This is a genomic window from Bacteroides sp. 51 (genome assembly GCF_010500965.1).
Classification (GTDB): Bacteria; Bacteroidota; Bacteroidia; order Bacteroidales; family Bacteroidaceae; genus Bacteroides.
In genome coordinates, this window is the sequence record NZ_QVMI01000038.1 from 61,330 (window position 1) to 88,104 (window position 26,775).

22 protein-coding genes are annotated in these 26,775 nt (G+C 43.2%); 4 read left to right on the forward strand and 18 right to left on the reverse strand.

Annotated features, from left to right (window positions below; all coding sequences use genetic code 11):
• Positions 1-2: 2 nt before the first annotated feature.
• The 9 genes from D0T87_RS20940 to D0T87_RS20980 form a co-directional block, all read right to left on the reverse strand.
• Complete coding sequence (locus tag D0T87_RS20940; protein ID WP_203558751.1) at positions 3-746, reverse strand: ATP-binding protein; 744 nt, start codon at positions 744-746, stop codon at positions 3-5.
• Positions 747-940: 194 nt separating this feature from the next.
• Positions 941-1,669 (reverse strand): 3-oxoacyl-ACP reductase FabG, encoded by a 729-nt coding sequence (gene fabG, locus D0T87_RS20945; protein WP_163177762.1) that lies wholly within the window; start codon positions 1,667-1,669, stop codon positions 941-943.
• A 90-nt stretch (positions 1,670-1,759) separates the two neighbouring features.
• Positions 1,760-2,389: an outer membrane lipoprotein carrier protein LolA gene (locus D0T87_RS20950; RefSeq protein WP_163177764.1), complete on the reverse strand. Its 630-nt coding sequence runs from the start codon at positions 2,387-2,389 to the stop codon at positions 1,760-1,762.
• A gap of 19 nt (positions 2,390-2,408) precedes the next feature.
• Entirely contained in the window at positions 2,409-3,875 is a 1,467-nt protein-coding gene (locus D0T87_RS20955; RefSeq protein WP_203558752.1) for an NAD(P)/FAD-dependent oxidoreductase, read from the reverse strand.
• Between the two features lie 13 nt (positions 3,876-3,888).
• The gene (locus D0T87_RS20960) at positions 3,889-6,366 is read right to left on the reverse strand and encodes an MMPL family transporter (protein ID WP_163177768.1); all 2,478 of its coding nucleotides are present in this window, start codon (positions 6,364-6,366) and stop codon (positions 3,889-3,891) included.
• 11 nt (positions 6,367-6,377) lie between these two features.
• A complete protein-coding gene (locus tag D0T87_RS20965) occupies positions 6,378-6,623 on the reverse strand; it encodes an acyl carrier protein (protein WP_163177770.1) in 246 nt (81 codons plus the stop codon).
• A 95-nt stretch (positions 6,624-6,718) separates the two neighbouring features.
• Positions 6,719-7,939, reverse strand: coding sequence for a beta-ketoacyl synthase (locus tag D0T87_RS20970; protein ID WP_163177772.1), 1,221 nt, complete (start codon positions 7,937-7,939; stop codon positions 6,719-6,721).
• Between the two features lie 11 nt (positions 7,940-7,950).
• The gene (locus D0T87_RS20975) at positions 7,951-9,324 is read right to left on the reverse strand and encodes a 1-acyl-sn-glycerol-3-phosphate acyltransferase (RefSeq protein ID WP_163177774.1); all 1,374 of its coding nucleotides are present in this window, start codon (positions 9,322-9,324) and stop codon (positions 7,951-7,953) included.
• A gap of 58 nt (positions 9,325-9,382) precedes the next feature.
• On the reverse strand, positions 9,383-9,712 hold the full coding sequence (locus tag D0T87_RS20980; protein ID WP_203558753.1) for a hypothetical protein: 330 nt from the start codon (positions 9,710-9,712) through the stop codon (positions 9,383-9,385).
• A 165-nt stretch (positions 9,713-9,877) separates the two neighbouring features.
• On the opposite strand from D0T87_RS20980, the gene D0T87_RS20985 reads away from it, so the two are divergent.
• Positions 9,878-10,771: a 1,4-dihydroxy-2-naphthoate polyprenyltransferase gene (locus D0T87_RS20985; RefSeq protein WP_163177778.1), complete on the forward strand. Its 894-nt coding sequence runs from the start codon at positions 9,878-9,880 to the stop codon at positions 10,769-10,771.
• Between the two features lie 83 nt (positions 10,772-10,854).
• Here the strand turns inward: D0T87_RS20985 and rfbB are convergent, their stop codons facing one another.
• The 3 genes from rfbB to D0T87_RS21000 all read right to left on the reverse strand — a co-directional run bounded on the left by rfbB (position 10,855) and on the right by D0T87_RS21000 (position 13,482).
• Entirely contained in the window at positions 10,855-11,994 is a 1,140-nt protein-coding gene (rfbB, locus tag D0T87_RS20990) for a dTDP-glucose 4,6-dehydratase (protein WP_163177780.1), read from the reverse strand.
• A gap of 6 nt (positions 11,995-12,000) precedes the next feature.
• Positions 12,001-12,891: a glucose-1-phosphate thymidylyltransferase RfbA gene (gene rfbA / locus D0T87_RS20995; protein ID WP_163177782.1), complete on the reverse strand. Its 891-nt coding sequence runs from the start codon at positions 12,889-12,891 to the stop codon at positions 12,001-12,003.
• Between the two features lie 99 nt (positions 12,892-12,990).
• A complete protein-coding gene (locus D0T87_RS21000; RefSeq protein ID WP_163177784.1) occupies positions 12,991-13,482 on the reverse strand; it encodes a metallophosphoesterase in 492 nt (163 codons plus the stop codon).
• A gap of 59 nt (positions 13,483-13,541) precedes the next feature.
• On the opposite strand from D0T87_RS21000, the gene D0T87_RS21005 reads away from it, so the two are divergent.
• Complete coding sequence (locus tag D0T87_RS21005; protein ID WP_163177786.1) at positions 13,542-15,614, forward strand: RNA degradosome polyphosphate kinase; 2,073 nt, start codon at positions 13,542-13,544, stop codon at positions 15,612-15,614.
• 60 nt (positions 15,615-15,674) lie between these two features.
• Here the strand turns inward: D0T87_RS21005 and D0T87_RS21010 are convergent, their stop codons facing one another.
• The gene (locus tag D0T87_RS21010; protein WP_163177788.1) at positions 15,675-16,046 is read right to left on the reverse strand and encodes a hypothetical protein; all 372 of its coding nucleotides are present in this window, start codon (positions 16,044-16,046) and stop codon (positions 15,675-15,677) included.
• Between the two features lie 269 nt (positions 16,047-16,315).
• Here D0T87_RS21010 and D0T87_RS21015 point away from each other — a divergent pair, with 269 nt between their 5' ends.
• The gene (locus D0T87_RS21015; protein WP_163177790.1) at positions 16,316-18,568 is read left to right on the forward strand and encodes an inorganic phosphate transporter; all 2,253 of its coding nucleotides are present in this window, start codon (positions 16,316-16,318) and stop codon (positions 18,566-18,568) included.
• 340 nt (positions 18,569-18,908) lie between these two features.
• Positions 18,909-19,112: a hypothetical protein gene (locus D0T87_RS21020; protein WP_163177792.1), complete on the forward strand. Its 204-nt coding sequence runs from the start codon at positions 18,909-18,911 to the stop codon at positions 19,110-19,112.
• Here the strand turns inward: D0T87_RS21020 and D0T87_RS21025 are convergent, their stop codons facing one another.
• The 5 genes from D0T87_RS21025 to D0T87_RS21045 all read right to left on the reverse strand — a co-directional run.
• Positions 19,113-20,813, reverse strand: a complete 1,701-nt coding sequence (locus D0T87_RS21025) for a hypothetical protein (RefSeq protein ID WP_163177794.1) — start codon at positions 20,811-20,813, stop codon at positions 19,113-19,115. It abuts the gene before it with no gap.
• 12 nt (positions 20,814-20,825) lie between these two features.
• Positions 20,826-22,790 carry a right-handed parallel beta-helix repeat-containing protein gene (locus D0T87_RS21030; protein WP_163177796.1) on the reverse strand — a complete coding sequence of 655 codons (1,965 nt, stop codon included), beginning with the start codon at positions 22,788-22,790 and terminating at the stop codon, positions 20,826-20,828.
• A 271-nt stretch (positions 22,791-23,061) separates the two neighbouring features.
• Positions 23,062-23,340: a hypothetical protein gene (locus tag D0T87_RS21035; RefSeq protein WP_163177798.1), complete on the reverse strand. Its 279-nt coding sequence runs from the start codon at positions 23,338-23,340 to the stop codon at positions 23,062-23,064.
• A gap of 360 nt (positions 23,341-23,700) precedes the next feature.
• A complete protein-coding gene (locus D0T87_RS21040) occupies positions 23,701-24,198 on the reverse strand; it encodes a cupin domain-containing protein (protein ID WP_163177800.1) in 498 nt (165 codons plus the stop codon).
• Between the two features lie 425 nt (positions 24,199-24,623).
• On the reverse strand, positions 24,624-26,775 hold a 2,152-nt coding region (locus D0T87_RS21045), incomplete at its 5' end, for a BACON domain-containing protein (protein ID WP_304521321.1).

Here is a 26,775-nt window from a genome sequence, read left to right on the forward strand (position 1 = left end):
GACTACTTGCAAAGACTATACCCCGTTCCGTATGTCTTAGAAAGCCAAAGCCCAAAGAACCGATCATAAATCTGATACACAGCGCCTTCTTTGGTTACAAGTTCTTTTTCAAGCAATTGCCTCACGGCCGACTGTACAGAACTCGCCGAATACAAACCATGTTTCTTTATAAAATCCGCAGAAGTGATCTCGGATGCTTTTCCTTCTTTCGCTATAGAAAAAAGAACTTCTTTCTGACGCTCAGACAACATGGAAACCATACTTTGATAAACCGTCTTGCCAGATTCAACTGTCATATGCAAAATTTGGTCTGCCTCAGTTATCGACATTTCATCATTACCGTCTGATTGTTCATAGATACGGTTAAAGAGCGTTTGCATATACCACGTATGTCCCTCCAGCAAGTTGTATATACACGTAATACACTCATCCGTAATTTTCTTTCCGCCTCTTTTAAAATGTTTATGAACAAATTTACAGTAAGGTTCAAGCCCTATTGGATCGAGATTTAAAAAAGATGCACTCTGATAAAATGGTCTTGATGCTGAGAAAAAGATATTCTGCATCATATGCCACTGACTGCCAGAGAATACGAAGGTAGTATTCTTACATTTCTGAATATAGGTACGCAGGATAGCTTCTACATTTTCTTCGGGGTACTTAGCTATCTGCTGAAATTCATCGATCGCTACGACACAAGGTTTGTCGGCCGATTCGAGATAGATAAAGATTTCTTCCAGAGACAATAACGGTTGCCGGATATCTCCGATACCAATATCAAAAACAGGCTGCCATATACGGTTATCACTTTTTAGATTATTGCAAATATAATAATTGCAGATTAGATAAATATCATAAAAGTGGGATCATTTTCTATTTATAAAAACTTCAGTCAGATAAATTAATCTGAATCTAATCTATTTCTATCCAATCTCAGTAATTAAGTATATAGCCCGCCATTAATAGAAATGACATCGCCTGTAATATAACCCGCTTGTTCGGAGGCTAGGAAGCCTACCAGGGCGGCAACCTCTTCTGCCTGTCCGAAACGTCCTACCGGAATCATTTTCTTCAATGTATCTTCATCCAGATCCTGGGTCATATCGGTAGCGATATATCCCGGAGCAACGGCATTCACAGTTACTTTGCGGGGACCGACTTCCTGAGCCAATGCTTTCGTTGCGCCGATAACTGCCGCTTTAGCGGCCGAATAGTTTGTTTGTCCCGGCAAGCCTTTTATCCCCGACAGGGAAACCATATTAATGATACGTCCGAAACGTTTGCTCAACATATCTTTAAGCAATTTGCGGGTAACCAGGAAGAATCCATTCAAACTGGTGTTGATTACATCATTCCACTGTTCGTCTTGCATGAAGATCATCATCGCATCCTGACGTATACCTGCATTGTTTACCAACACGGCAATATAATCTTCGGGATGCTCTTTTTTCCATGTATCGAGTGCCAGTTCTACGTCGGCTGCGACAGCCACATCAAAAGGAAGCAATTCGGCCTTGACGCCTTTCTCTTCGACTAAACGTTGAGTTTCCAGCGCAGCTTCTTTATTGGATGCATAGTTAATTATGATTGGATATCCCATATCTGCCAGTTGCAGACACACGGCACGGCCTATTCCACGGCTGCCACCGGTTACAAGTGCATACTTCATTATATTTATTTTGTAGGGGCGGTTCGCGAACCACCCAATGATTATTTATCGTTTATATTTGGGCGGTTCACGAACCGCCCCTACATGTTATCATTTCTTTGCAGGAGTAAAGTACTTCTCATCAATGGTTTGATTCATTACTTTATTCTTCAGTTCATACACAGTATAACTACCATCAGCTTCTTTGGTTCTGAGAACAGAAAGCGTCAGATCGGATTTACTATAATGTACAATTACTTTCTTAATATTACTTTTATTGACTTTGCTGTCAATATCGGCCGTAATAACATAGTACTTGGCCTCTTCCGAACAAGTAATTTTGCTTGCACCCATTTGCAACATTCCGCCCTGCAAGCTGGCTGTAAGAATGTTCTTCATGCCGCGCATCTTTGCATTGGCTTTAGCAGATACTTCGCGTTTCTTGCCCGAAGCCACCATAATGCACCGGTCTTCATTGATCAGCATTAAATCACCAGCCGGATCGGTATACCACAACGCCATTTTCTCCGGTTTACCATAATAAAGTTTCCCGTTAGACTTGATGTCTTCACCCAGAATGGCCATATGTTTTACCTGATCAAAATCACTTGTCATGCTGGTATTCTTTATGTTAGCCTGATTGACTTTTTCCAGTATAGCAAAATCAGCATCACTTATTGTTTGAGCCTGAGCTAAAGTGCAAGCAAGAAACAGGATAATCAAAAGACTGAATTTCTTCATAATAGTTCGTTTATAATATTTATAATTCTTTTAATACATTCTCCATTCCGGCAACTTTTGCACAAGTCAGAATAGAAGTCATAGAAACACCCAGGATACCATGCAAGTTTAGGTTCTGGCCTGTTAAGAACAAATTAGGGACTTGGGTTTGAGGCGCCAGAATGGTCAATAATGCATTATTATAATCCTTGCGGATGCCATACGCCGAGCCTTTCCAGGTACCTGTATAATCACGATAAGTTAAGGGAGTTGTAGTGTGGAAACGTTCAATATTATCGCGCAACCCAGGCATACGTCCGGCAACCAATTGCAGGCATTCTTCGGCTACGCGTTGCTTAAATGCTTTATATTCTTCTCCCCGTTTGCCTACGGTAGTATCTGCCCACTGTTCAACTTCCTCCCAGTACATCGGCGTCAGGATATCTATATTATTGGTAAACCCCGTTCCATCCTTTGGAAATCGATAACTAACCAATGCAGATGTTTTTGAACTACCGAGGCGATAACCATGGTTCCATACATCGTTATTGTTGTAGATAAACAGGTTTCTGTTCAGGTAAGGAACCGTATGCTCTTTCAACTGCAAATGCAGTGTAAACATGCCGTACGTATTATCAAGTCCCGAAATACGGTTCCGGTAAATCTTACGGAGATGCTGGCTTTCCGGTATCAGGGAAAGAGTCAACGCGGGATGCACATCGGATATGACGTATCTTCCTTCAACCCGTTCTTCATCATTATATTCTACCGAAGTAATTCGTCCTTCTTTCTCAATGATACGGGTTACTTCGGCTTTCGTCAGGATGGTACCACCCATCCGGCGAATGTTTTCGGCCAATTTATCTGCGATCAACGAACCACCTCCATTCAGTCTCCATGAACTTTGGATAAAGGAATTATTGATCTGCGCAAATACATACAAAGGAAGTTTCTCCGGACAAAGCTCCATAGTCAGTGAAGCACCCGAAAGAACATTCCGTAACGCCGGATCGTCAATCGTTTCCTGCAAAAAGTGATATGCGGAGCGTTCAAATAAACTGGCCTTAAATTGATCATCCTTGTGTGTAAAGCTATCGGCAATACCATCACCCACTCGCTTCAGGAAGTTTGTGTAGTTCTGTAACTGCCGGCGTTGATGCGGGAAACGTTCGGAAAGGGTTTCAACAAAACGATCATGACCGGAAGGCAACAGGTAGGAAGTATCGTTAAGAACAACTTCGGCAAAACCGTTCTCATCCATTCTATGCCAAGGCAAGTCGAGCAAGTCGAAATAGCGGAAAAGCCGGTGGAGATATTGCCCCTCATCCAGTCCGCCAACATAATGGAATCCGGTATCAAAGAGCGTTCCTCCGCGTTTAAAGGTTTGAAGGCAGCCGCCTAGTTGGGCATTCTTTTCCAAAATGCAAACGTTATATCCTTGTTTAGTAAGGATATAGCCACATTCCAGTCCACCTAGTCCACTGCCAATTATGATTACGTCGTACATCACAGTTCAAATGTTATTTCTTATTTGAAGGAGCATCATTCTTTGGCTTCCGGTAACGGGGAAGCAAAGAAAACAGGAACGGCAATAGTGTATAAGCAATCAGCAATGTAGCTCCCATACCGATTAAAGTAGCCACTCCAATAGAAGATATAGCCGGATGCACTGCAAACAATAAAGAAGAGGTTACAATGATCAGAACGACTGCCGATAGGAATATGGCCGTTTTATGGTATTTCAATGTAGATTCTCCTGTTCGGTGTTTAATCAACAACCCATCCATAATAAATATACTATAGTCTACTCCTACCCCAAATATAAAGGTGGAAATTACGATATTGATCAGATTAAATTCCATACCCAGAAACACCATAGCACCCAAAACAATATACCAACTCAGTCCCATGGGCAAGAAAGCAATCAATGCCAATGGAATATTGCGATAAGACAACAACAAGACAACCAATACAAACAAGGAAGATATGCCTAATGTTGTATTGAAGTCCTTGTGCATCACTTTTACCATATCATTTGTATAGTACATCGCATCAATCACCACAAACTGTGGATTGCCTTTGACTATATCACCGCCTACTTCCACTAACTCCTCCCGGTTCATTTGCACGGGAACAAATACCATATAACGGTTATCGGTATATTCGATAATATTTTCTAATATTTCATCAGGTATAACACCTGCTTCAAATAACGAAACCGGCTCGTAATCCGTATCCAGCATATCAAAGAAAGAAGTGAATATAGCCGGGGCGAACTTATATTTATTACCGGCCTCAACAACATTCTTACGCATTTCTTTTTTTCGGGTATCTGTCCAATAATGATTCCATTCGTCTATCCGGTGTTGCTGCTCGCCAGTTGGAATAAACAGTGAAGCGGGAGCAGAATAGCCTTTTATCAGGTCTTCTTTCTTTAATTGATCCAACTTATCACACAACTGTGCATTGTAGATCAAGGCTGAATCCAGATCTTGCGATACAGACGCAAAGTAAACGGTAGAGTAATTCCCAGTTGTTTTTGCAGCCAGCAAATCGCGCGATTTCATCACCCGCGGGTCATTATATCCAATGTTACGCAAATCGGAATCAAACTGCACTTTATCGGAAACAAAAAAGCAAACAATACTGATAATAACAATCAGCCCGATCAGCCATTTTTGCTTCTCGTACGGATAGTTATTAATCTTTTCGAGTATCTCAAATGCCTTATCCGACCTGCGGTTGTTCTTCTGATTAAAGAACTGAGGCAGGAATATCAGGCAGAATATAGTTGTGCCCACCAACCCAAGCGAAGCAAACAGACCGAAGTCTTGCAGCAACTCAGATTTAGTCAATAATAATCCCATAAAAGCACCAATGGTAGTCAGAGAGCCAAGAATAACAGGCCTGGTCTGATCTTTCAAGACTTTTTCAGGATCACTTATATATTTAAAGTGGGTAATTACATGCAAACAATAACTAAAAGCAACCCCCATAACAATCGCACCAATCCCCATAGCCATTAACGACATACTACCTTTCATCAAATAGATAATGGATAAGGCGAAAATAACACCATAACCAACCGGAAGTACCAGATAAAGGATATTCGATTTGTTCCTGAAACAAATCAACAGGATAACAGCAACCAAAAGCAAGGATATAGAGATGGTCACTAACAAGTCTTTTTTGATCTGCCGGGAGTTGTAGACGCTTTGAACCGGCGCGCCGTGATAGAGTATTTCAATCTCCGGATTTTCTTTCTGAAAATGTTGTATCTCTTCTTCGATCATATCCGACAAGCGGATACCCTGTTTAGAATCGAACGCTTTGAAGTTCGGCGAAAGGAAAGCGATTGCTACCGTTGTATCGGCAGTAAAAATATGGTTATTGTACAACGCATAGCTACCACCTAAACCGGAAGTCATTCCCTTAGCTTTCGACAAAAAGAGATTACGCAAAGCGATAGGGTCCTGAGTAATCAGGTCCTTGTAAATCATACCGGCAGAAGAGCGCAACAAGGAATAATTCTCCTCCATTTGCTTTTCTACCTGTGTTTTCTCCATAATGGAATCCAACCGGATATAGTCCGATTCTTCCAGATAAGCCGGCACGTTCTCGTATAAGAACGCGATGCCGTTTTGCATCAGATCTTCATCAATCTGATAAAGCACGTTATGAATGGCATTATGAGTGCTATCTTTATCAAACAATGCCTGCACAAAGGCATCACAAGCCTCTGTAAGTTCATCCGGCCCAACCTCATCGGACAATGGATTGAACAGGATGAATATTTTATCTTTTACTTTAAGATTGGAAAAAACCAGTTCTTCCGCCCCACCCTCTTCTGCCGAAGGAAGCAACTTGGAGATATCTTCCTCGAAGTTGATCTTCAGGCTAAACCAGGTGCAGCACGCCGTTGTCAGTAGCAGTATACTATAAAAAACTACCTTATGACTATTGAAGAAACGATATATTGCTATAGTGATTTTTTCCATCTCAACTAAATTTATGCACTGATACGCTCGTGGATAAAGTCATACAGACTATCGAATGTCTGAATGCTTGCCACTTCCTGGCTCTTGATCTTCACACCGAATGTTTGTTCGATCAATGCCACCATATCCACCAGGCTCAAACTATCCAGTTGCAATGTTTCCTTGATATTTGAATCAGGAGTGATATCTGCTACTTCAATTTCGAACTCTTCGGCTAATACCTCGTTTGCTTTTTCAATCAATTTCAACTTTTCCATCTTATTTAAGTTTATAGTTTATAGTTGCTATGCAGATGGAATATCTACATAGTCTAATTTCAATCGTAAATCGTAAATTGCCTAATAGTAAACCACTACAGGTTTTTTACAATCAATGTAGAGTTCGTGCCGCCAAATCCAAAAGAATTCGACAAGAACACATCAAAGTTCTTCTCTACTCTAACTACCGGTATATTGAGCATAGCCGAATCTTCGTCCGGATTCTCGAAATTCAGGTTAGGAGCGATGAAACCATTCTTCATCATCAGCGTAGAATAAATAATTTCACTGGCGCCGGCCATCCACATTTCGTGTCCGGTCATTGATTTGGTCGACGTTACTTCCGGTTTATGGCTTCCAAGCACCTGGGCTATGGCTTTAGCTTCATTCTTATCGCCCACCGGGGTAGATGTAGCATGTGCATTTACATAACCAATATCACGAATATCCATACCCGCCGCCCGAATAGCCATTTCCAGCGAGCGAACCGGACCATCCACATTAGGAACAGAAATATGATCGCCATTAGAAGAGAAACCATACCCACAAACCTCTGCCAGGATAGGCGCTCCGCGCTTAACTGCCGATTCATAACTCTCTATGATTACCGTAGCCGCACCACCTCCCGGCACCAATCCGTCGCGGTCGCGATCAAATGGACGGGAAGCCTTCGTCGGTTCATGCTCACGAACAGAAAAGGCGCTGATACCGTCAAAGCTACCCACAGAGAATGGGTTTACTTCTTGCGCACCACCACAGACAACACAATCCTGCAAACCGTTTTGGATAAGCAACGCTCCCAAACCGATGGCATGCGAACCGCTGGCACAAGCTGCCGATACAGTCATATTCATCCCTTTCAACTTGAAAAGGCAAGCCAGGTTCATGGTTACCGTAGAGTTCATCGACTGGAAAATTGCCCCGGAGCCAATTAGCGTTGTGTCCTTCTTGTCACGCATAATATCTACACTCCTTACCACAGGATCGGCACTACTATCATTGCCATACAGTATACCTACTTCGTGCGTATCCAGATAATCCTGGTCAAGATTGGCATTCTTCAAGGCTTCAGCAGTGGACACATAAGCATAGCTTGCCTGTTCGGGCATATATACGCGTTGGTTACGGCTTAAAATTCCTTTCAGGTTGGGTACCTCCAATTTTGCTGTTAGACCGGAGCGGAATCCCATTTCCTTGCGTACCGGATCAAGGATAATACCGGAAATTCCATTATATAGTGAATGTTGCACCTCTTCCAGATTCTTTCCCAGACAGGAATAAATACCCATTCCCGTTATAACTACTCTTCTTTTCATATGTGATTTGTTTATTTTCCTTTTAATAGTTTATCCAATGAGTTATATATATGTGTTCTCAATTCAATTATTGCGTTCAATTTTCCTTGACCAAACAAATATTTAAAGCGGACATCCGACCGCCATAACTTCCACTGCTTGACATAATTCCAGGCAAAGATACCTAAAAAAGGAAAACAGAGAATATAAACAAGAGTTATGATAACAGATTTTGTAAAAATCCAAAGCAATGCAAACGTCAACAAATAGAAGAAAGGCATAGTAATGAGCATCATTGCCGCATAGTGTATGCCACTATGAAACATTCTGTCTTTAATACGACGAGTTGCAAGTGTAGGCAATAACCAAACAAAATAATTGGGTATACAACCTAAAATAAAAAGAGGAAAGAGCAAGATAAAACCAAACCCTTTCAGAAAAAGTGTACATGTATTGGGACGCTTTGCAAAACTCCGGTCCCCAATGCCCATTTCCTCAGATTTCTCTTTCAGTTCACAGGTATTTTCATAGATTACCTGCACCTCTTCCGGATAAATGTTCTTCAGATTATCCAGTTCGGCATAAAGCATTTTATCAGCTAATAATTTCTCGGGCAAAACCTCCGGATTGAACCCGTTTTGTTTTGCGTAATCTATACCATATGTATTCCGCAGATAATCTATAGCCTCATAATTCTCCAAATCGGTAATATTCAGCATCAGCTCATTGATCTTTTCCCGAACAAGCGCATTCACCTGACGTTGCACAGTGCGAGGCTTGGTTTGATAAAGTTCGTAATAGGGCTTTAATGAAATAGGTTCCCCATATTTTACCAAAAAGTGTTCACGCGGATCAAAATAATCAGAATAATGGTTACAGGAAGGTATAATAAACATTTCTTTTTCAAAGTTGCTTTTCTTTGCCGCTTCAAAAATGATATGCAGGTAACCCAGAGAAAACGTACCCATCCAGCGCTTATCCTGATGCCCGGCCTCGGGATAGATAATCACAACCCCATCTTCCAGAAGTTCATCGCCGGATTCGGATATGGTATATGAATTATTGGATAAAGAGTCGGCACCATCGTATTCCAACCGGAAGGCCGGCATAATTCCTAACCAGCGTAGCGCTTTTTCAAAAACCGGTTTAAACACATCAGCACGAGATAATATTCTTAACTGACGGTCTTCCCGGTTTTTGATGGAAAACAAAACACCCAACGCATCCGAAAGGCAGTTCTGATGATGGGAAACCACCATCAAAGGACAACCTTCAGGTATATTTTCGGTCCCTACCCAATATACTTTCTTATAATAAAAATGATCGTGACAGAAACGCATATACCCTTTGAAGAGGTTGAACAACCATCCGGCTTTTGCATTCTTTTTATCCTTATTTTTTCCCATAGTTGTATCTTCTTACCATACCCTTCAATCTTTCATCACACGATGAATGATCCAGTCATTAGTTATAATCGATCAAAAAGAGATTTAGTAAAGGGTTATTTTTTATTTCGCTCAGGGGCTTTACTTTTACTCCGATTTTCTGTATGCCTTCACAGAGACTTTCATCGGAGTTATTCATATAGAGCACGTCTATATTGTTTCCAATCAGCCAAACAGTCAGATAATCTACGTTTTTCACATATAGTAACTCAGAACCTATGCTGGTTATGGTATGATCTTCTACAGAGAAGGCATATGCTTGTACTATGCTCTCCCCTGGTAGTTTCTCATTTCGCAAAAATATAGCAATTCTCATCGAGGCTTTTATATCTGATGCAAAGATGGACATGTTTTTTATACAATTCATTATAAAATCCATACCTAATATGTACTAAAAGTCGGATTCGGCGGCAAGATGGCGGCAAGGTACCGCAACCAGGAATATTATTCAATGCCAATGTGGTAAAATCAGTTACGGGGTGTTATCTTTGCAGAGAATAAAACCCTTCTGTTAATGGAAGATATAAAAAGAAACTCATTAAAAGCCTGGATACTTGCCGCACGTCCCAAAACACTTACAGGGGCCATTATCCCGGTTATGGTCGGTAGCGCCCTGGCATTTGCAGATCATCGTTTTGTATGGTTACCCGCCCTTATCTGTGCAGTTTTTGCCGGATTGATGCAAATCGTGGCCAATTTCATTAATGACCTTTTCGACTACCTGAAAGGTACCGACCGTGAAGATCGTTTAGGGCCCGAACGTGCCTGCGCACAAGGTTGGATATCACCAAATGCCATGAAGAGGGGTATTTTAGGCACAGTAATCCTGGCATGCCTGGTAGGAAGCACTTTATTATTTTATGCCGGATGGGAATTGATTATAGTAGGTGCCGTTTGTGTACTATTTGCCTTCTTATATACTACCGGCCCATATCCATTATCTTATAATGGTTGGGGAGATGTATTAGTAATCCTATTCTTTGGCTTTGTTCCTGTTGGCGGTACGTACTATGTACAAGCATTAACGTTCACTCCCGGAGTTATTATCGCCTCACTCGTTTGTGGACTGATTGTGGATACATTGCTTGTAGTAAACAATTACAGGGATAGGGAAGCCGATCTGAAAAGTGGAAAGCGTACGGTTATTGTTCGTTTTGGAGAACCTTTCGGTCGCTACCTTTATCTTGTTCTTGGAGTTCTGGCATCCTTGCTTTGCCTGTGTTTCATTAAAGAAGGACGTTGGTATGCAGCACTCCTGCCCCAACTTTATCTTATTCCTCACTTTATCACCTGGCAACGGATGGTGAAAATACATAGTGGTAAAAAACTCAACAGCATACTTGGTGAGACTTCACAAAATATGCTGTTGATGGGAGTATTATTAGCCTTAGGGCTAGTAATTAGTTGAAAGTTGAAAATTGAAAGTTGAAAGTTACGATGCCGCATGATAACTTTCAATTTTCAACTTTCAATTTTCAACTAAAAAAGCTTTCAGCCCTTTCCGTACATGCGGTCGTAGTAGCCTTGGTAGTCACCTGAAGTAACTTCCTGCACCCAATCCTGATGGGTAAGGTACCATTCGATGGTTTTTACGATACCGACTTCAAACTTTGTTTCGGGATACCAGCCTAATGCTTCAGTAATCTTTGTCGGATCAATGGCATAACGTTGGTCATGTCCCAAACGATCCTTTACAAAAGTAATCAGATCGTTATTGATCCAGTCGATAGAGATTTCACCGTTTGCATTTTTTTCTTTTTTCTTCAAGACTTCACGGTATTCCGGTTTCTCGGTCATCAGGCGATGAACGGTAGCAATGGTTAGTTTTACGATCTCCAGATTGGTTTCCTCGTTATGTCCCCCTACGTTATACACTTCGCCTTCCACACCTTTGCGCACAACCATATCAATCGCTTTGCAGTGATCTTCCACATACAACCAGTCGCGTACGTTGCTGCCATCACCATATACAGGGAGTTTCTTTCCTTCAAGGATATTCTTGATAATCAGCGGAATTAATTTTTCAGGGAAGTGGTAAGGACCGTAATTGTTTGAGCAACGGGTAATAGTTACCGGCATTTTATAGGTATCATGATAAGCCATTACGAACATATCCGCACTTGTTTTTGATGCGCTGTACGGGCTATGTGGACATAGTGGAGTTTCTTCTGTAAAGAATCCTTCAGCACCTAATGAACCATATACTTCATCGGTCGATACCTGATGAAAGCGTACACCTTTACGCCAAACCGGATAACCATGTTCATCTCTGCCTGTTACCCAGGCGCGACGAGCTGCATCAAGTAAATTCTGCGTACCCAGGATATTGGTCATCAGGAATAACTGTGGATTCTCAATACTGCGATCCACATGACTTTCGGCAGCAAAGTTCACGATATAGTCAAATTTATATTCGCCGAAAAGTCTGTCGGCAAGGTCACGGTCGCAAATATCACCCTTTACAAAGAAGCAACGTTCTTCGTCAATATCCGAGGCGATAGTGCCCAGGTTTCCTGCATAAGTCAATGCATCCAGAACAACAATGCGAACATCATCGTACTTGGCCAACATATACTTTAAGTAATTAGCACCAATAAATCCGGCAGCACCGGTCACTAAATAAGTCTTCATTATATATCAATTATTTAAATTTTGCCGTAGAGCGTTGCCGCTCAGTTCTATCAGATACTTTCCGTATTCTGTTTTATCGAGTTTTTTTCCCAGTTCCAGGAGTTGTTCGGGAGTAATCCACTTGTTACGCCATGCAATTTCTTCTATACAGCTCACATAAAATCCCTGTCGGTTTTGTATAGTAGCCACGAAGTTAGATGCTTCCAGAAGGCTGTCACAATTACCGGTGTCCAGCCAGGCAAAACCTCTGCCAAATAGTTCAACTTTAAGAGTTCCTTCTTCCAGATAGATTTTATTCAAGTCGGTAATCTCATATTCGCCACGAGCCGATGGTTTTAATGCAGCAGCTTTTTCGGTAACTGTTGAATCGTAGAAGTACAATCCCGGAACAGCATAATTACTTTTAGGCTTCTCGGGTTTCTCTTCCAATGAAATTACTTTTCCGTTTTCGTCAAATTCCACTACGCCATACGCACGAGGGTCTTTTACACCATAACCAAAGATGCATGCACCTTTATCAATAGAAGCAGCCCGGCGCAACATAGCCGAGAAGTTCTGTCCGTAGAACATGTTATCTCCCAGGATAAGACATCCCGGCTCACCATTCAGGAACTCCGCTCCTAAAACGAAAGCCTGGGCCAGTCCATTCGGCACTTCCTGTATTTTGTAAGTAAAAGACATTCCAAGTTCTTCGCCTGTGCCCAGCAAATCACGGAACATGGGTAAATCTCTTGGTGTAGAAATAACCAGTATCTCACGTATGCCTGCCAGCATCAATGTAGAAAGAGGATAGTAGATCATCGGTTTGTCATACACCGGCATAATCTGCTTGGATATGGCTTTCGATAACGGGTACAGTCGCGTGGCGCTACCACCAGCTAGAATGATTCCTTTCATAGTTCTATGTATAGTTTCGGACGGCAAAGTACGGAAACTTTTTTGAATTGACAAAATATGGTGAGGTGCCACTGCCAAGTTTCTATGCAGATATTCCTTCTACCCCGCCAGTTCCACCACTTCTAAATCTTTAAATTCACCATTATCTATTACAAAACGGACCAATGTACGCACTTTATGAAAGCCGGACATACCGGCAGCACCGGGATTAATATGCAGCATCCCCAGTGTTTTATCATATTTCACCTTTAATATATGAGAGTGTCCACTGATAAATAATTTAGGTGGATGCACCAAAAGGCTACCACGAATAGAAGGATCATAATTGCCGGGATAGCCGCCAATATGCTTCATCAACACTTCAGCGCCCTCTACCGTAAAACGGTTCACTTGTGGAAAACGTTTACGTATATCCTGTCCGTCAATGTTTCCATAAACTCCGCGCAAAGGGCGAAAGGCTGCCAGTTTATCAGCAACTTCTACTGATCCGAAGTCGCCTGCATGCCATATTTCATCGCAATCTTCAAAGTATTGCAGATACTTCTCATCCCAATATGCGTGAGTATCCGAAAGTAGTCCTATCTTTATCATTGTTTCTTTGTTTTCTTTAAACAAAGATACTATATTTGGAAAAACTAAGTTCATGGAAAATGAAATATAATTATTTCAAGCGAGATATCAGCTGGTTGTCCTTCAACTACCGCGTATTGCTGGAAGCCGACGACGACCGATTGCCTCTATACGAGCGAATAAACTTTATATCCATCTACTCTTCCAACCTCGAAGAGTTTTATAAAGTACGTGTGGCCGATCATAAAGCCATTGCTTCGGGCATTGCCCGGAATGATGAAGAAACAGTGCAATCGGCCACTGAGCTTTTGAAAGAAATCAATGACGAGGTCAATCGCCAGATGGAAGATCGTGTACGCATATACGAGCATAAGATTCTGCCTCAATTAGAGAAGGATCACATCATATTTTATCAAAGCCGGAACGTCGAACCTTTCCACAGGCAGTTTGTCAGGCAGTTCTTCCGGGAAGAGATATTTCCTTATCTTCAACCGGTTCCCGTATCCAAGAATCAGGTAGTTTCCTTTTTAAGGGACAACCGTTTATACCTTGCCGTACGGGTTTACAAACGCGACACCGCAAAAGATGCTCCGGGATATACGCAATATTTCGTAATGAAGACCCCTTATAGCAAGGTGCCCCGGTTTATTGAGTTGCCTAAACATGAGGACAATTATTACCTGATGTTTATTGAGGATATCATTAAGTCTAACCTGGATATTATCTTCCCCGGCTATATTGTGGATTGCAGCTACTGCATCAAGATATCCCGTGATGCCGATATCCTGATCGACGATAATGATTCACAAACCGATATCGTGGAGAAAGTAAAAAAGAAAGTAAAGAAGCGCAAGATCGGTGCAGTGAGCCGCTTTGTGTACGACCGCTATATGCCCGACGACTTCCTGGATTTCCTGATCGATGCTTTCCACATCAACCGCCACGAGTTGGTTCCCGGAGACAAGCATTTAAACCTCGAAGACCTCCGCTACCTTCCCAATCCCAACAAGGCGATTGACTGGAGTGAAAAACCGGCACCCATGAAGTTGGCTTATCTGGATAGCAAAGAATCCATTTTCCGCTATGTCGCCAAAAAGGATTTGATGATCCACTATCCTTATCACTCGTTCGAGCATTTCACTCACTTCCTGTACGAGGCCGTGCATGATCCGTCTACCAAAGAGATCATGATTACCCAATACCGCGTAGCGGAGAATTCCGCTGTAATCAATACATTGATAGCCGCAGCACAAAACGGTAAAAAGGTCACTGTGTTTGTTGAGCTTAAAGCGCGCTTTGACGAAGAAAACAACCTGGCTACTGCCGAAATGATGAAAGCCGCCGGAATTAATATTATATATAGCATTCCGGGCTTGAAGGTACATGCTAAAGTAGCCTTGGTACTACGCCGCAACGAAAAAGAAGAGCCTATACGCAGCTATGCCTATATCAGTACAGGCAATTTCAACGAGAAAACAGCCAAAGTATATGCCGACGTCAGTTTGTTTACATGTAATAAGGTAATCGTAAACGACCTGCACAATCTATTCCTTACTTTAGAAGGAAAAGAAAACCCGGAGTTTAAGCGATTGCTTGTGGCCCGTTTCAACCTGATTCCGCAACTAGAGAAACTGATCAACCGTGAAATTTCCCTGGCTAAAGAAGGAAAAGAGGGGCGAATCATTCTAAAGATGAATGCCTTGCAGGACCCAACCATGATCGACCGGCTCTATGAGGCATCACAACAGGGGGTAAAGATTGATTTGATCGTCCGGGGAATATGTTGCCTTATACCTGGCCAATCTTATAGCCGCAATATCCGCGTAACACGCATTGTCGATAGTTTCCTCGAGCATGCCCGTGTGTGGTATTTCGGCAATGACGGTGACCCGAAGGTTTACCTCGGTTCGCCCGACTGGATGAAACGGAATCTTTATCGACGCATCGAGGCCGTTACCCCAATTCTTGATCCGGATTTACGTCAGGAGATTATTGATATGCTGGATATTCAGCTAAAAGATAATCAGAAGGCATGTTTCGTGGATGATAAACTGAGGAATATATTCAAAAAGAAGCCTAAAGCTGCGCCGGTTAGAGCACAGTATACCTTTTATGAATATCTGAAGAAAAAGAACACTTCCTCTCAATCTTAATAAAAAAGGAGCGCCCCGGTTTGGAACGCTCCTTTTTAAATATTGTGCTAAACAACTCAATTATTGCATTGCAGCAGCCAATTTCTGACCAAGTTCTGCGAATTTCTGAGCGTCTTCAGCTGACATAGTCGACATTTCCTGAGAAAGTTGAGTAGAAACGGCAGTCATTTCTTCAGAAAGTTTTTGGTATTCTTTCATTGCGTCAACATCTCCGGCTTTTACTTTAGGATAAAGATCGATCACTTTGTTAATGAATTCTTCATACTGTGCCAGTGCTGATTTTTCAGATGCAGCAGGAGCTGCTGATTCTACGTTTTCAACTGTTTCTGTAGCAGTAGCTTCTGCTTCTTCAGTTTTTGTACCTTTTCCACCACATGCTACAAATGCGAAGGCTACTGTAGCGATTGCGAAGATTGATAAAAATCTTTTCATTTTGCTTTAATTAAGATTAATAATACATTAAATACAATGCAAAAGTAATATAAATTATGAAAAGGAGTCTTTATTTCCCTAAAAAAACCCGGTTTTAGTCCTCTTTTGTTCCGAAGTCATCTCTATCCCGGATTACGGCTGTCATTTCAACACAAACTCTGCTCTTTCTTTATATAATCTTTTTCTACTTGAAACATTTCTGTAATATGTATGCAACTCTTATGCAATAAGAATGTTATTCCTTTGTAGACTGAAAGTAACATGTATTTATGGAAACACTTTATTTAGTCATTCTTATCTTCGTATTTGCCCTCGCCATATTCGACATTATGGTAGGTGTAAGTAACGATGCATCAAATTTTCTTAATTCTGCGATAGGTGCAAAAGCCGCCCCATTCAAGTTAGTTATGGTTATTGCCGCCATCGGTATATTTGCCGGAGCTGCACTTTCCAATGGTATGATGGATATTGCCCGTCATGGTATTTACCAGCCTCAGCATTTTTATTTTGCCGAGATCATGTGCATTATCCTTGCGGTAATGATTACCGACGTGGTTCTGCTGGATGCCTTTAATTCGATGGGGATGCCCACTTCCACTACCGTGTCTATGGTATTCGAATTGCTTGGGGGAACGTTTGCCATTGCAATGGTTAAAGTATTCAAGGATGATAGCCAACATCTGGGCGAGTTGATCAATACCGACAAAGCGCTCTCCGTCGTCATGGCCATATTCATATCGGTGGCCATTGCTTTCTTTTTCGGTATGTTGGTGCAGTATATCGCCCGTGTGATCTTCACCTTTAATTATAAGAAGAAGATGAAATACACCATTGGACTCTTTGGTGGATTTGCAGCAACGGCAATTATTTACTTTATGGTGATCAAGGGGCTGAAAGACAGTTCCTTTATGACTGTCGAGAACAAGGCCTGGATCAACGATAATACCGGCATGCTGGTTCTATACAGCCTGATCTTTTTTACCATCTTAATGCAAGTGTTGCATTGGCTGAAAGTGAATGTATTTAAGGTTATCGTACTTCTGGGTACATTTGCCTTGGCACTGGCTTTTGCCGGCAACGACCTGGTAAACTTTATCGGTGTACCTCTGGCAGGATACTCGGCATATACTGATTTTATCGCGCAGGGGCCCGGAACCACTCCCGACAACTTCCTTATGACTTCGCTGCTTGGTTCGGCCAAAACGCCTTGGTACTTCCTTGCAGGAGCCGGAGCGATTATGGTCTACGCCTTGTTTACGTCTAAGAAAGCCCAGAATGTAATCAAAACATCGGTCGATCTTTCCCGTCAGGAAGAAGGAGAAGAGAGTTTCGGTAGTACGCCGATAGCACGCAAAGTAGTGCGTATCAGTCTGGCACTTTCGCATAGTGTAGACAAATGGGTTCCCGAAAGGACGAAGCAGTGGATTGATACCCGTTTCCGCAAGGACGAAGCTATTATTGCCGATGGTGCCGCTTTTGACCTTGTTCGCGCTTCGGTCAATCTCGTTATCGCCGGATTGCTCATTGCGCTGGGTACATCGCTTAAGCTTCCGCTGTCTACTACTTATGTTACTTTCATGGTAGCGATGGGTACCTCGCTGGCCGACCGTGCCTGGGGACGTGACTCTGCCGTGTTCCGTATCACAGGTGTGCTCTCCGTTATCGGCGGTTGGTTCCTTACTGCGGGTGTCGCTTTCACGATCAGCTTTTTTGTTGCACTGATTATATATTATGGTGGAACGATAGCTATTATCGTATTGATCTCATTGGCAGTTCTTACATTGCTCCGCAGCCATGTACTGTTTGCGAAGAAGAAAAAAGGCGAGCAGCAAAGCGAAACGGTAAAATCGCTCATGTTGAGCAACACCAGCGAGGAAGCATTGAAGTACTTGCGCATCTACACCCGCGAGGAGCAGGCTAAATTGTTCCAGTTTGCTGGAGAAAATTACGATCGCATAATCACTTCTTTCTTCAACGAGAATCTGCGCGGATTGCGTAAGGCAACCGGGGCAATTAAGTTCGAGAAGCAACTGGTAAAACAGATGCGCCGCATCGGAGCCAGCGCCATGTCCAGGCTGGACAACACCATGTTGCTCGAAAAAGGATTGTACTACTACCAGGGAAATGACTTTGCTCTTGAATTGGTGTATAGCATGGACCGCATGTGCGAACCGATTCTGGAACATACCGACAATAATTTCAATCCGCTGGACGAAACTCAGAAGAAAGAGTTTGGCGAGATTTCACAGAACATACTTTCATTCCTTCAATCCTGCCGCGAAAAGGTCGAAAAGAACGACTATGATGCCATTGAACAGGAAGTTAGGGCTTCTAACGTGATCAATAATCAGTTGGCAGTATTGAAACGCGAAGAGTTGAAGCGTATACAGCACCAGTCGGGCAGTATCAAAGTAAGTATGGTATATCTTACCATGCTTCAGGAGACGCAAAACCTGGTGATGTATGCCATAAATATTATGAAGGTGAGCAAGAAGTTCCAGCAGGAACCGATAGAGATTTAAACAAATACCGTTCGGAAAGGAGGGGATTTTAATCTGCGTAACTCTGCGGTTAAAAAACAATCAAAACTGGATGGAAAATGAAGGGATTATTGTAGGGGCGGTTCGCGAACCGCCCAATGCACAGAATATACAGAAAACCATTTTCGGGCGGTTCGCGAACCGCCCCTACAGTCAATCATTAACTTTCCTTCAAAACCCTACAAAAGAGTGAAACTCTATAAAGCATGTTGTTTATACAATGATTAGCAATCAACTTTTCTGCCTGATCCGTTTTTTTGTATAAAATATCAAAACATTTTAGCTAGATGATTTGTTATATACATAACAAAACATCTTAATCATGGAAAAAAGCCTAACACTCAAGGAAGTTATAGCTTTGTTGTGCGCAGACATAGATATATACTTGCTCAAAGAGGAGGATCAAAAAACAGATAAGGATAAAACTTATACTGTAGAAGAAATCAGAAGCCAATTATTCAAATCGTCTCGTAAATTAATTGATAAACTTGCTTTATACGGAGTCGATGTTGACAGACCGGTATGATTAAAGCCCCTTTGCTATTTCGTCCAACACCTTATTGTCTATTTTCACCTTCACCATCCCTACGGGGTTAAAGCGGGTTTTCGCATTCGGATTATCGCTTGTGTCATCGTGCACCCAGGCCGTATAGACTATGGTATATACATCATCGCCTTCGGGAATCAGGCAGAGAGGGGTACGCATGGTCATCCACCACTTGTTTACCGTAGAATCAATGGCAAGATAATGCGCGCGCGTCCAGTTCACTCCGTCTTTAGACAGCGTGTATGCTATTTTATTAGGTAATTTCAGATACGAAGGTCCACCATCGAACATGGCAATATACAATCCATTGGGCAATTGCGACACAATAGGATTCTCACAAAAAGTAGGATGAATGCACGTCAGCGGATTGACATCCTCGCCCATGCGCGTCCAGGGACCTTCCATGGTTTCAGACTGTGCAAGTCCCACGTACCAGGCCATCTTCTTCTTGCCTCCATGCAAGGGATAATCTTCTTTCGTCAGGAAAGGATAGGCCCCACTGATAAACCCATACCAATGATCTTTCACCTTAAAAGGATAGAAAGAAGCCACACCCTGACGGCCTTCCCACAACTGAGAGTCCAGTCCCGGCTCTACGATAATGCCCATATCTTTATAAGGTCCTCCAATACCCTCTATACCGGGCACTTGCGACTCGCATCGCCAGATACGCCCAAAGGAGTGGTTCGGTTGAACATCCTTATCAGTAGTATATGCCAGATAGTAACCATACCAACGATTATTTTCCTCACTGAATACGGCATTGAACGACCAGATAGCAGAACGGCGGTCGTTCATCGGATTATCTTCATGTACGATTGCATATACGCCGGTGGATTCAATGATCGGAGTCTGACGCGTCCAGCAGATAGCATCCGGGCTCGTCCAGTGGCCGATACGGGTTTTCACACGGTCGTGACTCATTGGCATATCCGGTGCACCGGTGCGTTCGGTTGGAAACATATGGTAAACTCCGTTTACCCGAACCACGGAACCTGCTTCAAATCCTCCGAGGATTTCTTCCGTGCCGGGCGAACCGACATTGATAACCGGCTGATCCTGTCCGCCAACTACGGTGAACAGTGGAGTATCATTCACAAATCCGTCAATATAAAACGCTTCATAATCTTCCTGATCCGGGAGTTTAACATCGCGGTAGGCGATCTTCTTGCCCGAAGAAACGGCTCCCAGAACAGCGATATGAAACCCGGGATTTTCGGGGATGGTCAATTCCTGTTCGCCCGCCGGGTAACGTACTTCGTATACATCCATAGCCGGAAGTTCGGTAATACTTAATGCATTGAGCAATACAGGTTTTGACGAAACCTTTCCTTTATGGAAATCCAGTTTAGCCAACATAGAAGCATCAAAAGTTTGTCCCGACGGGCCAGCAACTCCAAGGAGCAGTTTCACCGACTGGTTAAATTTCAGTTGCAAGCGGGTAGCTTTCAGGTTGCCTTGCTTATCAACCGGCAAACGCACGCCTTTTAGCCCGGTCACTTCGGGAGCAATTTCAAGAATACTCCGGTAATTGCCGGAATATGGGTTCCCGTAAACGGTGGTGGGGAAAGACTCACCCCCTGCCGACAGTATGGTATAGTCTACTTGTCCCGGTTTGGCCGACGCATATTGTATGGTCAGACAAAATAAACATGCGAGTATTAATCGTATTTTCTTCATAACATATAGAGATTAGTTAATCCATGCTTCTTTCGGAACATAAGGATAGATAGACAGTTCGGCAGGTTCTTCCTGAGGAATGATATCCTTATAAGGAGCCTGTATGCCGGCGGCATCCATTATAGCTTTCGCCTCATCGTCGAAAGGACGGTTACGGAAGTTGATGGTATTCGTGAGCGGAGTGTTTACTCCGTTATTGATGGTTCCGTTGTCTTTCACAAAATTATGGTCGATAACAATATCGTGGCAGCGGTCGGAAGCGATATGCAACCAAAGTTTATGCAGGCTGTAAATCACATTATCTTTGATGGTAAAGTATGCGGAGCCATCGTCCGGATAAATACAACGGGGACCATCCGTCAGGTAGTTACCAATAATCTGGGAATCGGGTTGTTTTCCCAGCGTGTATAGCATACCTCCATCGTGCAATACCAGGTGGGTATTGTGGATGCGGTTATAGTTCATGGTATTGTTCTTAGCCACGGTCGAGGGCGGTATACCTGCATTTGCCCACCACCATCCGCAAGCAATGGCGCCATAAGGCGTTCCGGCAATATCGTTATAATCGAAATTCACGTTCTCAACGAAGAAAGCAAGAATGGCTTCTACCATGCGGAAGTCGAGCGAGATATTACGGATATAATTGTTCGTAATCTTTATATTCTTGCAAACGCCTTCCACACCCGGGCCGTAGATATCGCCGTCGCCGATTTCATAATGTTGGGAGTGGCCTACATTTACCGCATTACCAAGTAAATCATTAAAAAAGTTTCCGGTTACTTCGGCACCGACCACATCGTTTACCAGGCTGATACCGGTTGCTGAGTTCAGTTGCACAAACCGGTTGCGAATGAAAGAGATATTTTGACCATTCTTTACATCAATCGAGCCGGGAGGCACATCGGTACTGTTGTATTTGGTTGGATGCCAGTTTCCATCGGGAATATATTTAATGGCCAACCCCAGACTCTGGATTCCACCAAAACCACAAGAACCGTCAATCTCCATCAGCGGCCATGCATCGTGACTGAATGTGATTCCTTCGAATGCCAGGTCTTCCACCCGCGAGTTATTGGAACTTCCATAAATACGGATCAAACCTTCGCTTACGGGAGCAATGACTTTTGCCTGTTCCATATCCTCATTTTCAGTATAGTAGAATATGCGCTGCTGCTTGCGGTCGAAATAAAATTCGCCCGGACTATCCAACAGTTCAAATGCATTGCGGATAATAAAATCTTTATGGTATTTGGTGCTTCCGGCCCATGCAAGCGAAGTCAGTATAGCCCCGTAAGGTTGTTGCAATTCAACTACAAGCGTATCATTGTCAAGGCGTTCCACCTGCGAAGCGCAAAGAATCTTTTCGTTCCACACGTTTTTATGAATCAACTCCACATCTTCGGGATTGGATAAAACGGGCAAGTCCCGGCTCAGGAATTTAATTCCCCGCACTACTGTACCTTCACCCAACGCCCAATGTTCAGTACCTTCTACTTTCATACTTCCCCAACTTCCTTGTCCGGTGATTGGGTTGCTGCTAGTAGCCATACGGGCACGATTACCATTTACAAAAAGAGCACGAAGTTTCCGGTCGCTTTTAAAAGGTGCGCTATAAACATTCCGGTGCATGGTAGGCTCCCAACCCGTGATCTGCTGACCACCGTCAATGACCGGCGTTTCATTCTCATATGCTTTGTAAATAACCCGGTAACCGTTTGATCCCGAATCTTTTTCAGTAAACTCAAGGGAAGATGTGATATAATAACTGCCTCCGCGAAGATAAACGGTAATATCTCCTTTCATGTTTTTATTCAATTTCCTTACCGCCTTCTGAGCTTCTTCCAAAGAAGCGTAAGGAGACTGTAACGTTCCCTTCCCTCCTTTTGCAGCATGAGGAGAAACATAAATGGATTGTTGCGCAAATCCGCAAACCGAGAGTGATAGCAATAAAAGTGTGAGTACAAAGAGTCTATTCATATCTGGTATTTTAAATAATTCGTCTTAACCGTATCAGAAAGGACGGAATTATTCGTGGCTTGTACTCAAAATGGGATGTAAATGAGTGAGATTATCCTGAAAGCTACCGGACTATCTTCCAGGGAGATCGAAGATTTATAGTTCGCTCTCAATTTCAAATTTCAACTAAATAAGCGTGTAAACCAATCGTAAAAGAAAGGCTTACACGCTTTCTTTTCCTTATAACCCTACCCAAGTCCTTAATTTAACGTGAATTCGATACAAGAATAGTTCATTCACCCATCATAATCCTTCTAAGCCGTTCATCATCCTCAGGAGTTGCATAGCCCTTGGAATGATAAAATGTATAGAGTTTGAGTATTTCATCAAGCGTAGCTTTATATTCCCTTTCTATCGTAGATAAATTCCTTTGACTCATATTTATACTTTCGGCCACAAATAGCCGGGTTAATCCGTTACGCTGACGAATTTCAAGTAACAACAAACCTGATTCTTTCTTTATCCAAAACAGGTGTTCTTTGATCTGATCTATAAGCATATCATTATCCATTCTATTTTTATCTTAAGTATATTCTTTAAATTCGTTTATATTGGGTTGAACACGGTTAGCGTATAACGGTGTGGAAATGAATATATTGCTCCCACCACCCCGCCCTTTGGGCACCCCTCCTACCGGGCAGGAGGGGAGTTTGGCTGCGCAGCCATGACAAATAGACCATGCGGCATCGTGAATCTGGCTCCGGCGCCTCGCCGGCTCTCCTCCTGCCCTAGAGGAGGAGTACCCCGAAGGGGGGAGGTGGTGGGAGCAATCAAAAAAACTACATAACCACGATTATAACATCCGCCTATACTCCCGCACCAGCGGAGAGAGAGTTCATAAATACTGTATTTTACCTTTAACTTTCAATTTTCAACTTTCAACTTTCAACTCTACACGTATCATCGGAGCAAACAAAGCCCCCAGTTCCTGTGGTGTATACAACGACCGCAGGAAAATAAAAACAGCATCGTAAGAATCAGTATAACAGCTCCCATCCATTGTATAGCCAAAAAAGCCGTTTAACACCTTCTCCAATTTAATACAAATAGGAAAGACCATTTTCTCCGGCTCATATACAAGCGCAACCTCTTTTAATTCTTCCATATAGGAAACATTTCCTTTAGCGCGAAGCACCGTACAATCCAATATGACAAATTTAGATTTATCAAATGCACTGCAACTGATCTCGCTTCCTGCCGGTAACATCATCATTTCTTTGGCATAAAGCAGATGTTTCCCTGCTACCTGGCTTTTAAGGAATATCTTACCTTCCAGCAGAAAGAACAGCCGGTAATGAGCCGCATGGGCTATATGTTCCACCCGTCCCCGTCCGAGCCGGTAACATTGTATACGACTACCTTCATTCATATGTATTCTGTATTTTATCCATACTNTAAAGTCTCCCTGACCACGCCTGGCTCGGGAGACTTCGCAACAAAACAAATTTAGTGGAGCATGATCGTGATATCACATCATGGAATAGTTCATGCTTAACACGACAACGACTAATTCTATGATACACATAGAAAAAGTTTCTTTTCGATGCTTCATCAGTGGTTCATTTACATTCAGCTCCTATACTCACACCTGAGAGTCTCTTCCAACTCCCTTTTCTCCAACCGTTCAATACCCATACCTTGAAGGTAGAGCACCGTGGAGCGGTTTGGCAGATGTACCTGAAAACTCCCTGCCGATGGATCAGTTCTTGGCTAAACTTCCATACCGGTATTCTATTGCCGGCCAGGACAGCTTAGCTAAGCCCATCATTTTAGATACAGCTTGGGTAGGCACACTCAGTCTCGGACACAGCGAACAACAAACCCACTCTGCCGATAGTTGTTGCTCTGGCCCGCCCCGCTCAAGCTCACGTGCATGGCGAGCCCGTACGTAGCGGAGCCCGATGAGCCCGACCAGAAGTACCCGAGGCTGCCTGTGCCGAGCAAAGCCCCATCGGTGACCCGGTAGCCGGAGACAGGGAAACGCTGATCCAAAAGCTGAATGTAACTGGGGATTTGATCCAGACCGTTGGCATTGGAAGCGGTGAAGGCAGCGAAAGTACCGTTGGGAGTACCATAATAACTAGCGTGTGCTGGGCTTTTACCAGCTGCCTCGAGGAATGTCTTTTGCTCAGCAGAGGTAGGCAAACGCCAACTACCAGCTACCCAACCCTTGGCGGAGATGTAACGACAGATATCACCCTTACCGGTAGAGGCATTGTAACCGGTATTGCTGTTGTAAGTAGCAAAGTCATCCTCAGTTTGCACGTCATTATTGAACGGAGCAGTGGTTTCATTGACATAAGGAATAGTAGTCCAAGATGTGATGGCAGTTGTATATTCATCTGGTTTATACAAAATCTGTGAACTGGAGAAGGTAGTACCCACAGGGCTGATAGCAACCAGGGAACCCCACTGGAAGAAAACACCTTGAGCCTGGGCATCTACGCTTAAGTCATTAGGGCCGGTAGAGAAGGTCAACTTTCCATCTTTCCAAACGATATTACTACCGCCGAATTCGGCGGGAACAACAGGCTGAACATTCAATGTAACGGCCACATCAGTGAATAATCCATCTTCATTTACAAAGTTCAAAGTGGCAGTTCCGGTAGAATTAGCAGCAACGGTGAATTTTATAGTAGTTGTACCTGACGTACCAGTTGTGGACTCTAAAGCTGTTTTAGAAGCAGTCGTAAGCACACCCGAAGCATCGGTTACAGAACCAATCTTCCAACTGGTATTACTCTGTACCGTAAAACTGTATTCTTTGCTGGTAGCTGAAGCGTATTTGCTCTTTACGTCTTTATAAATAAGCCCGTAATTCTTCTGCAACAATTTCACTGTAGCTTCATGACCGCTTTGGGTACGGAACGTAACCGTTGCTTCTTCATCGGTAGGCAAAGTACTATTACCATTGGATTTAACAGCCGTAGTGGTGATGGTGTATTGTCTGGAACCACCATTAAAGGTTTCACTTACCGGTTGCCCTTCCAGAGCGGAACATGTTTTGTTTACCGTTACGGTAACATTCTCTGTATTAGGCTCCCATACCACCCGCAGGGTTTGAGCACCGGCCAGGGTAGCGTCTTTCCGAGGGGTGAAGGTGAGCTGGTATCCCGAAGAGATTTCAGTATCGGCCAGATAGAGCTTAATGCCCGGCTGTACGCTGGATGCCGTACCCTGAGTAACAGTAATTGGTTTGCGGATACGTCCGGCTTCCAGATAAATCTTGGCCGAACGGGAAGCGCCGGTTTCGTTTGCTTCTAATTCGATATAGGTTTCGGTTATATTATCTTTATCGCCTGTGGCAGGAACCAGCTTCAACCAACCGGCGGTTTGGCTCTCGTTGGTAGCATCAACGTATTTCTCTACTTTCCAACCGGTGGTATAGTCGGTCCATACATTGAGTGTATTTTCGGCTGCCTTGCTTGTCACGGCTTCTTTGTTGAAGGTATATTCATCTTTATCCACTGCCAGGGTGTATTGTCCATCGGTGGTCAGGATATTCATCCCTACCCCGTTCCAGGTCAGTACGCTGGCTTCGATATTTACCGGACCGCTACGGAAGGCAATATCCGGGGTTTCGTAACCGGAGCCGGGTACTTTGGTGATGTTTATGGTGTAGTTGTGATTGCGAAGTACATCAAGAAAAGCCTGTGCTGATCCTGTGTCGGTAGAGAAATCTACGCGGTAATAGCTGGGTTCGCTATCGCTGTTGTAGGTACCGCCCACTACCAGACAAGTACGTTTAAGCAAGTCTTTGGCTTTGGTATGGTTATCGGTATGATTCTCAGCTTCCATAATATAAATCTCACGCACACACTGGTTGAGTGTCGTGTTGATGGCTGTGCCATTGTATAATAGTGGGCCTTCGGTCAAGGTTGAAGAAGTGGGCACCACCGGATAGGTTACTTTACCATCTGTCAGACCTGCGGCCGTGGTAGGAACT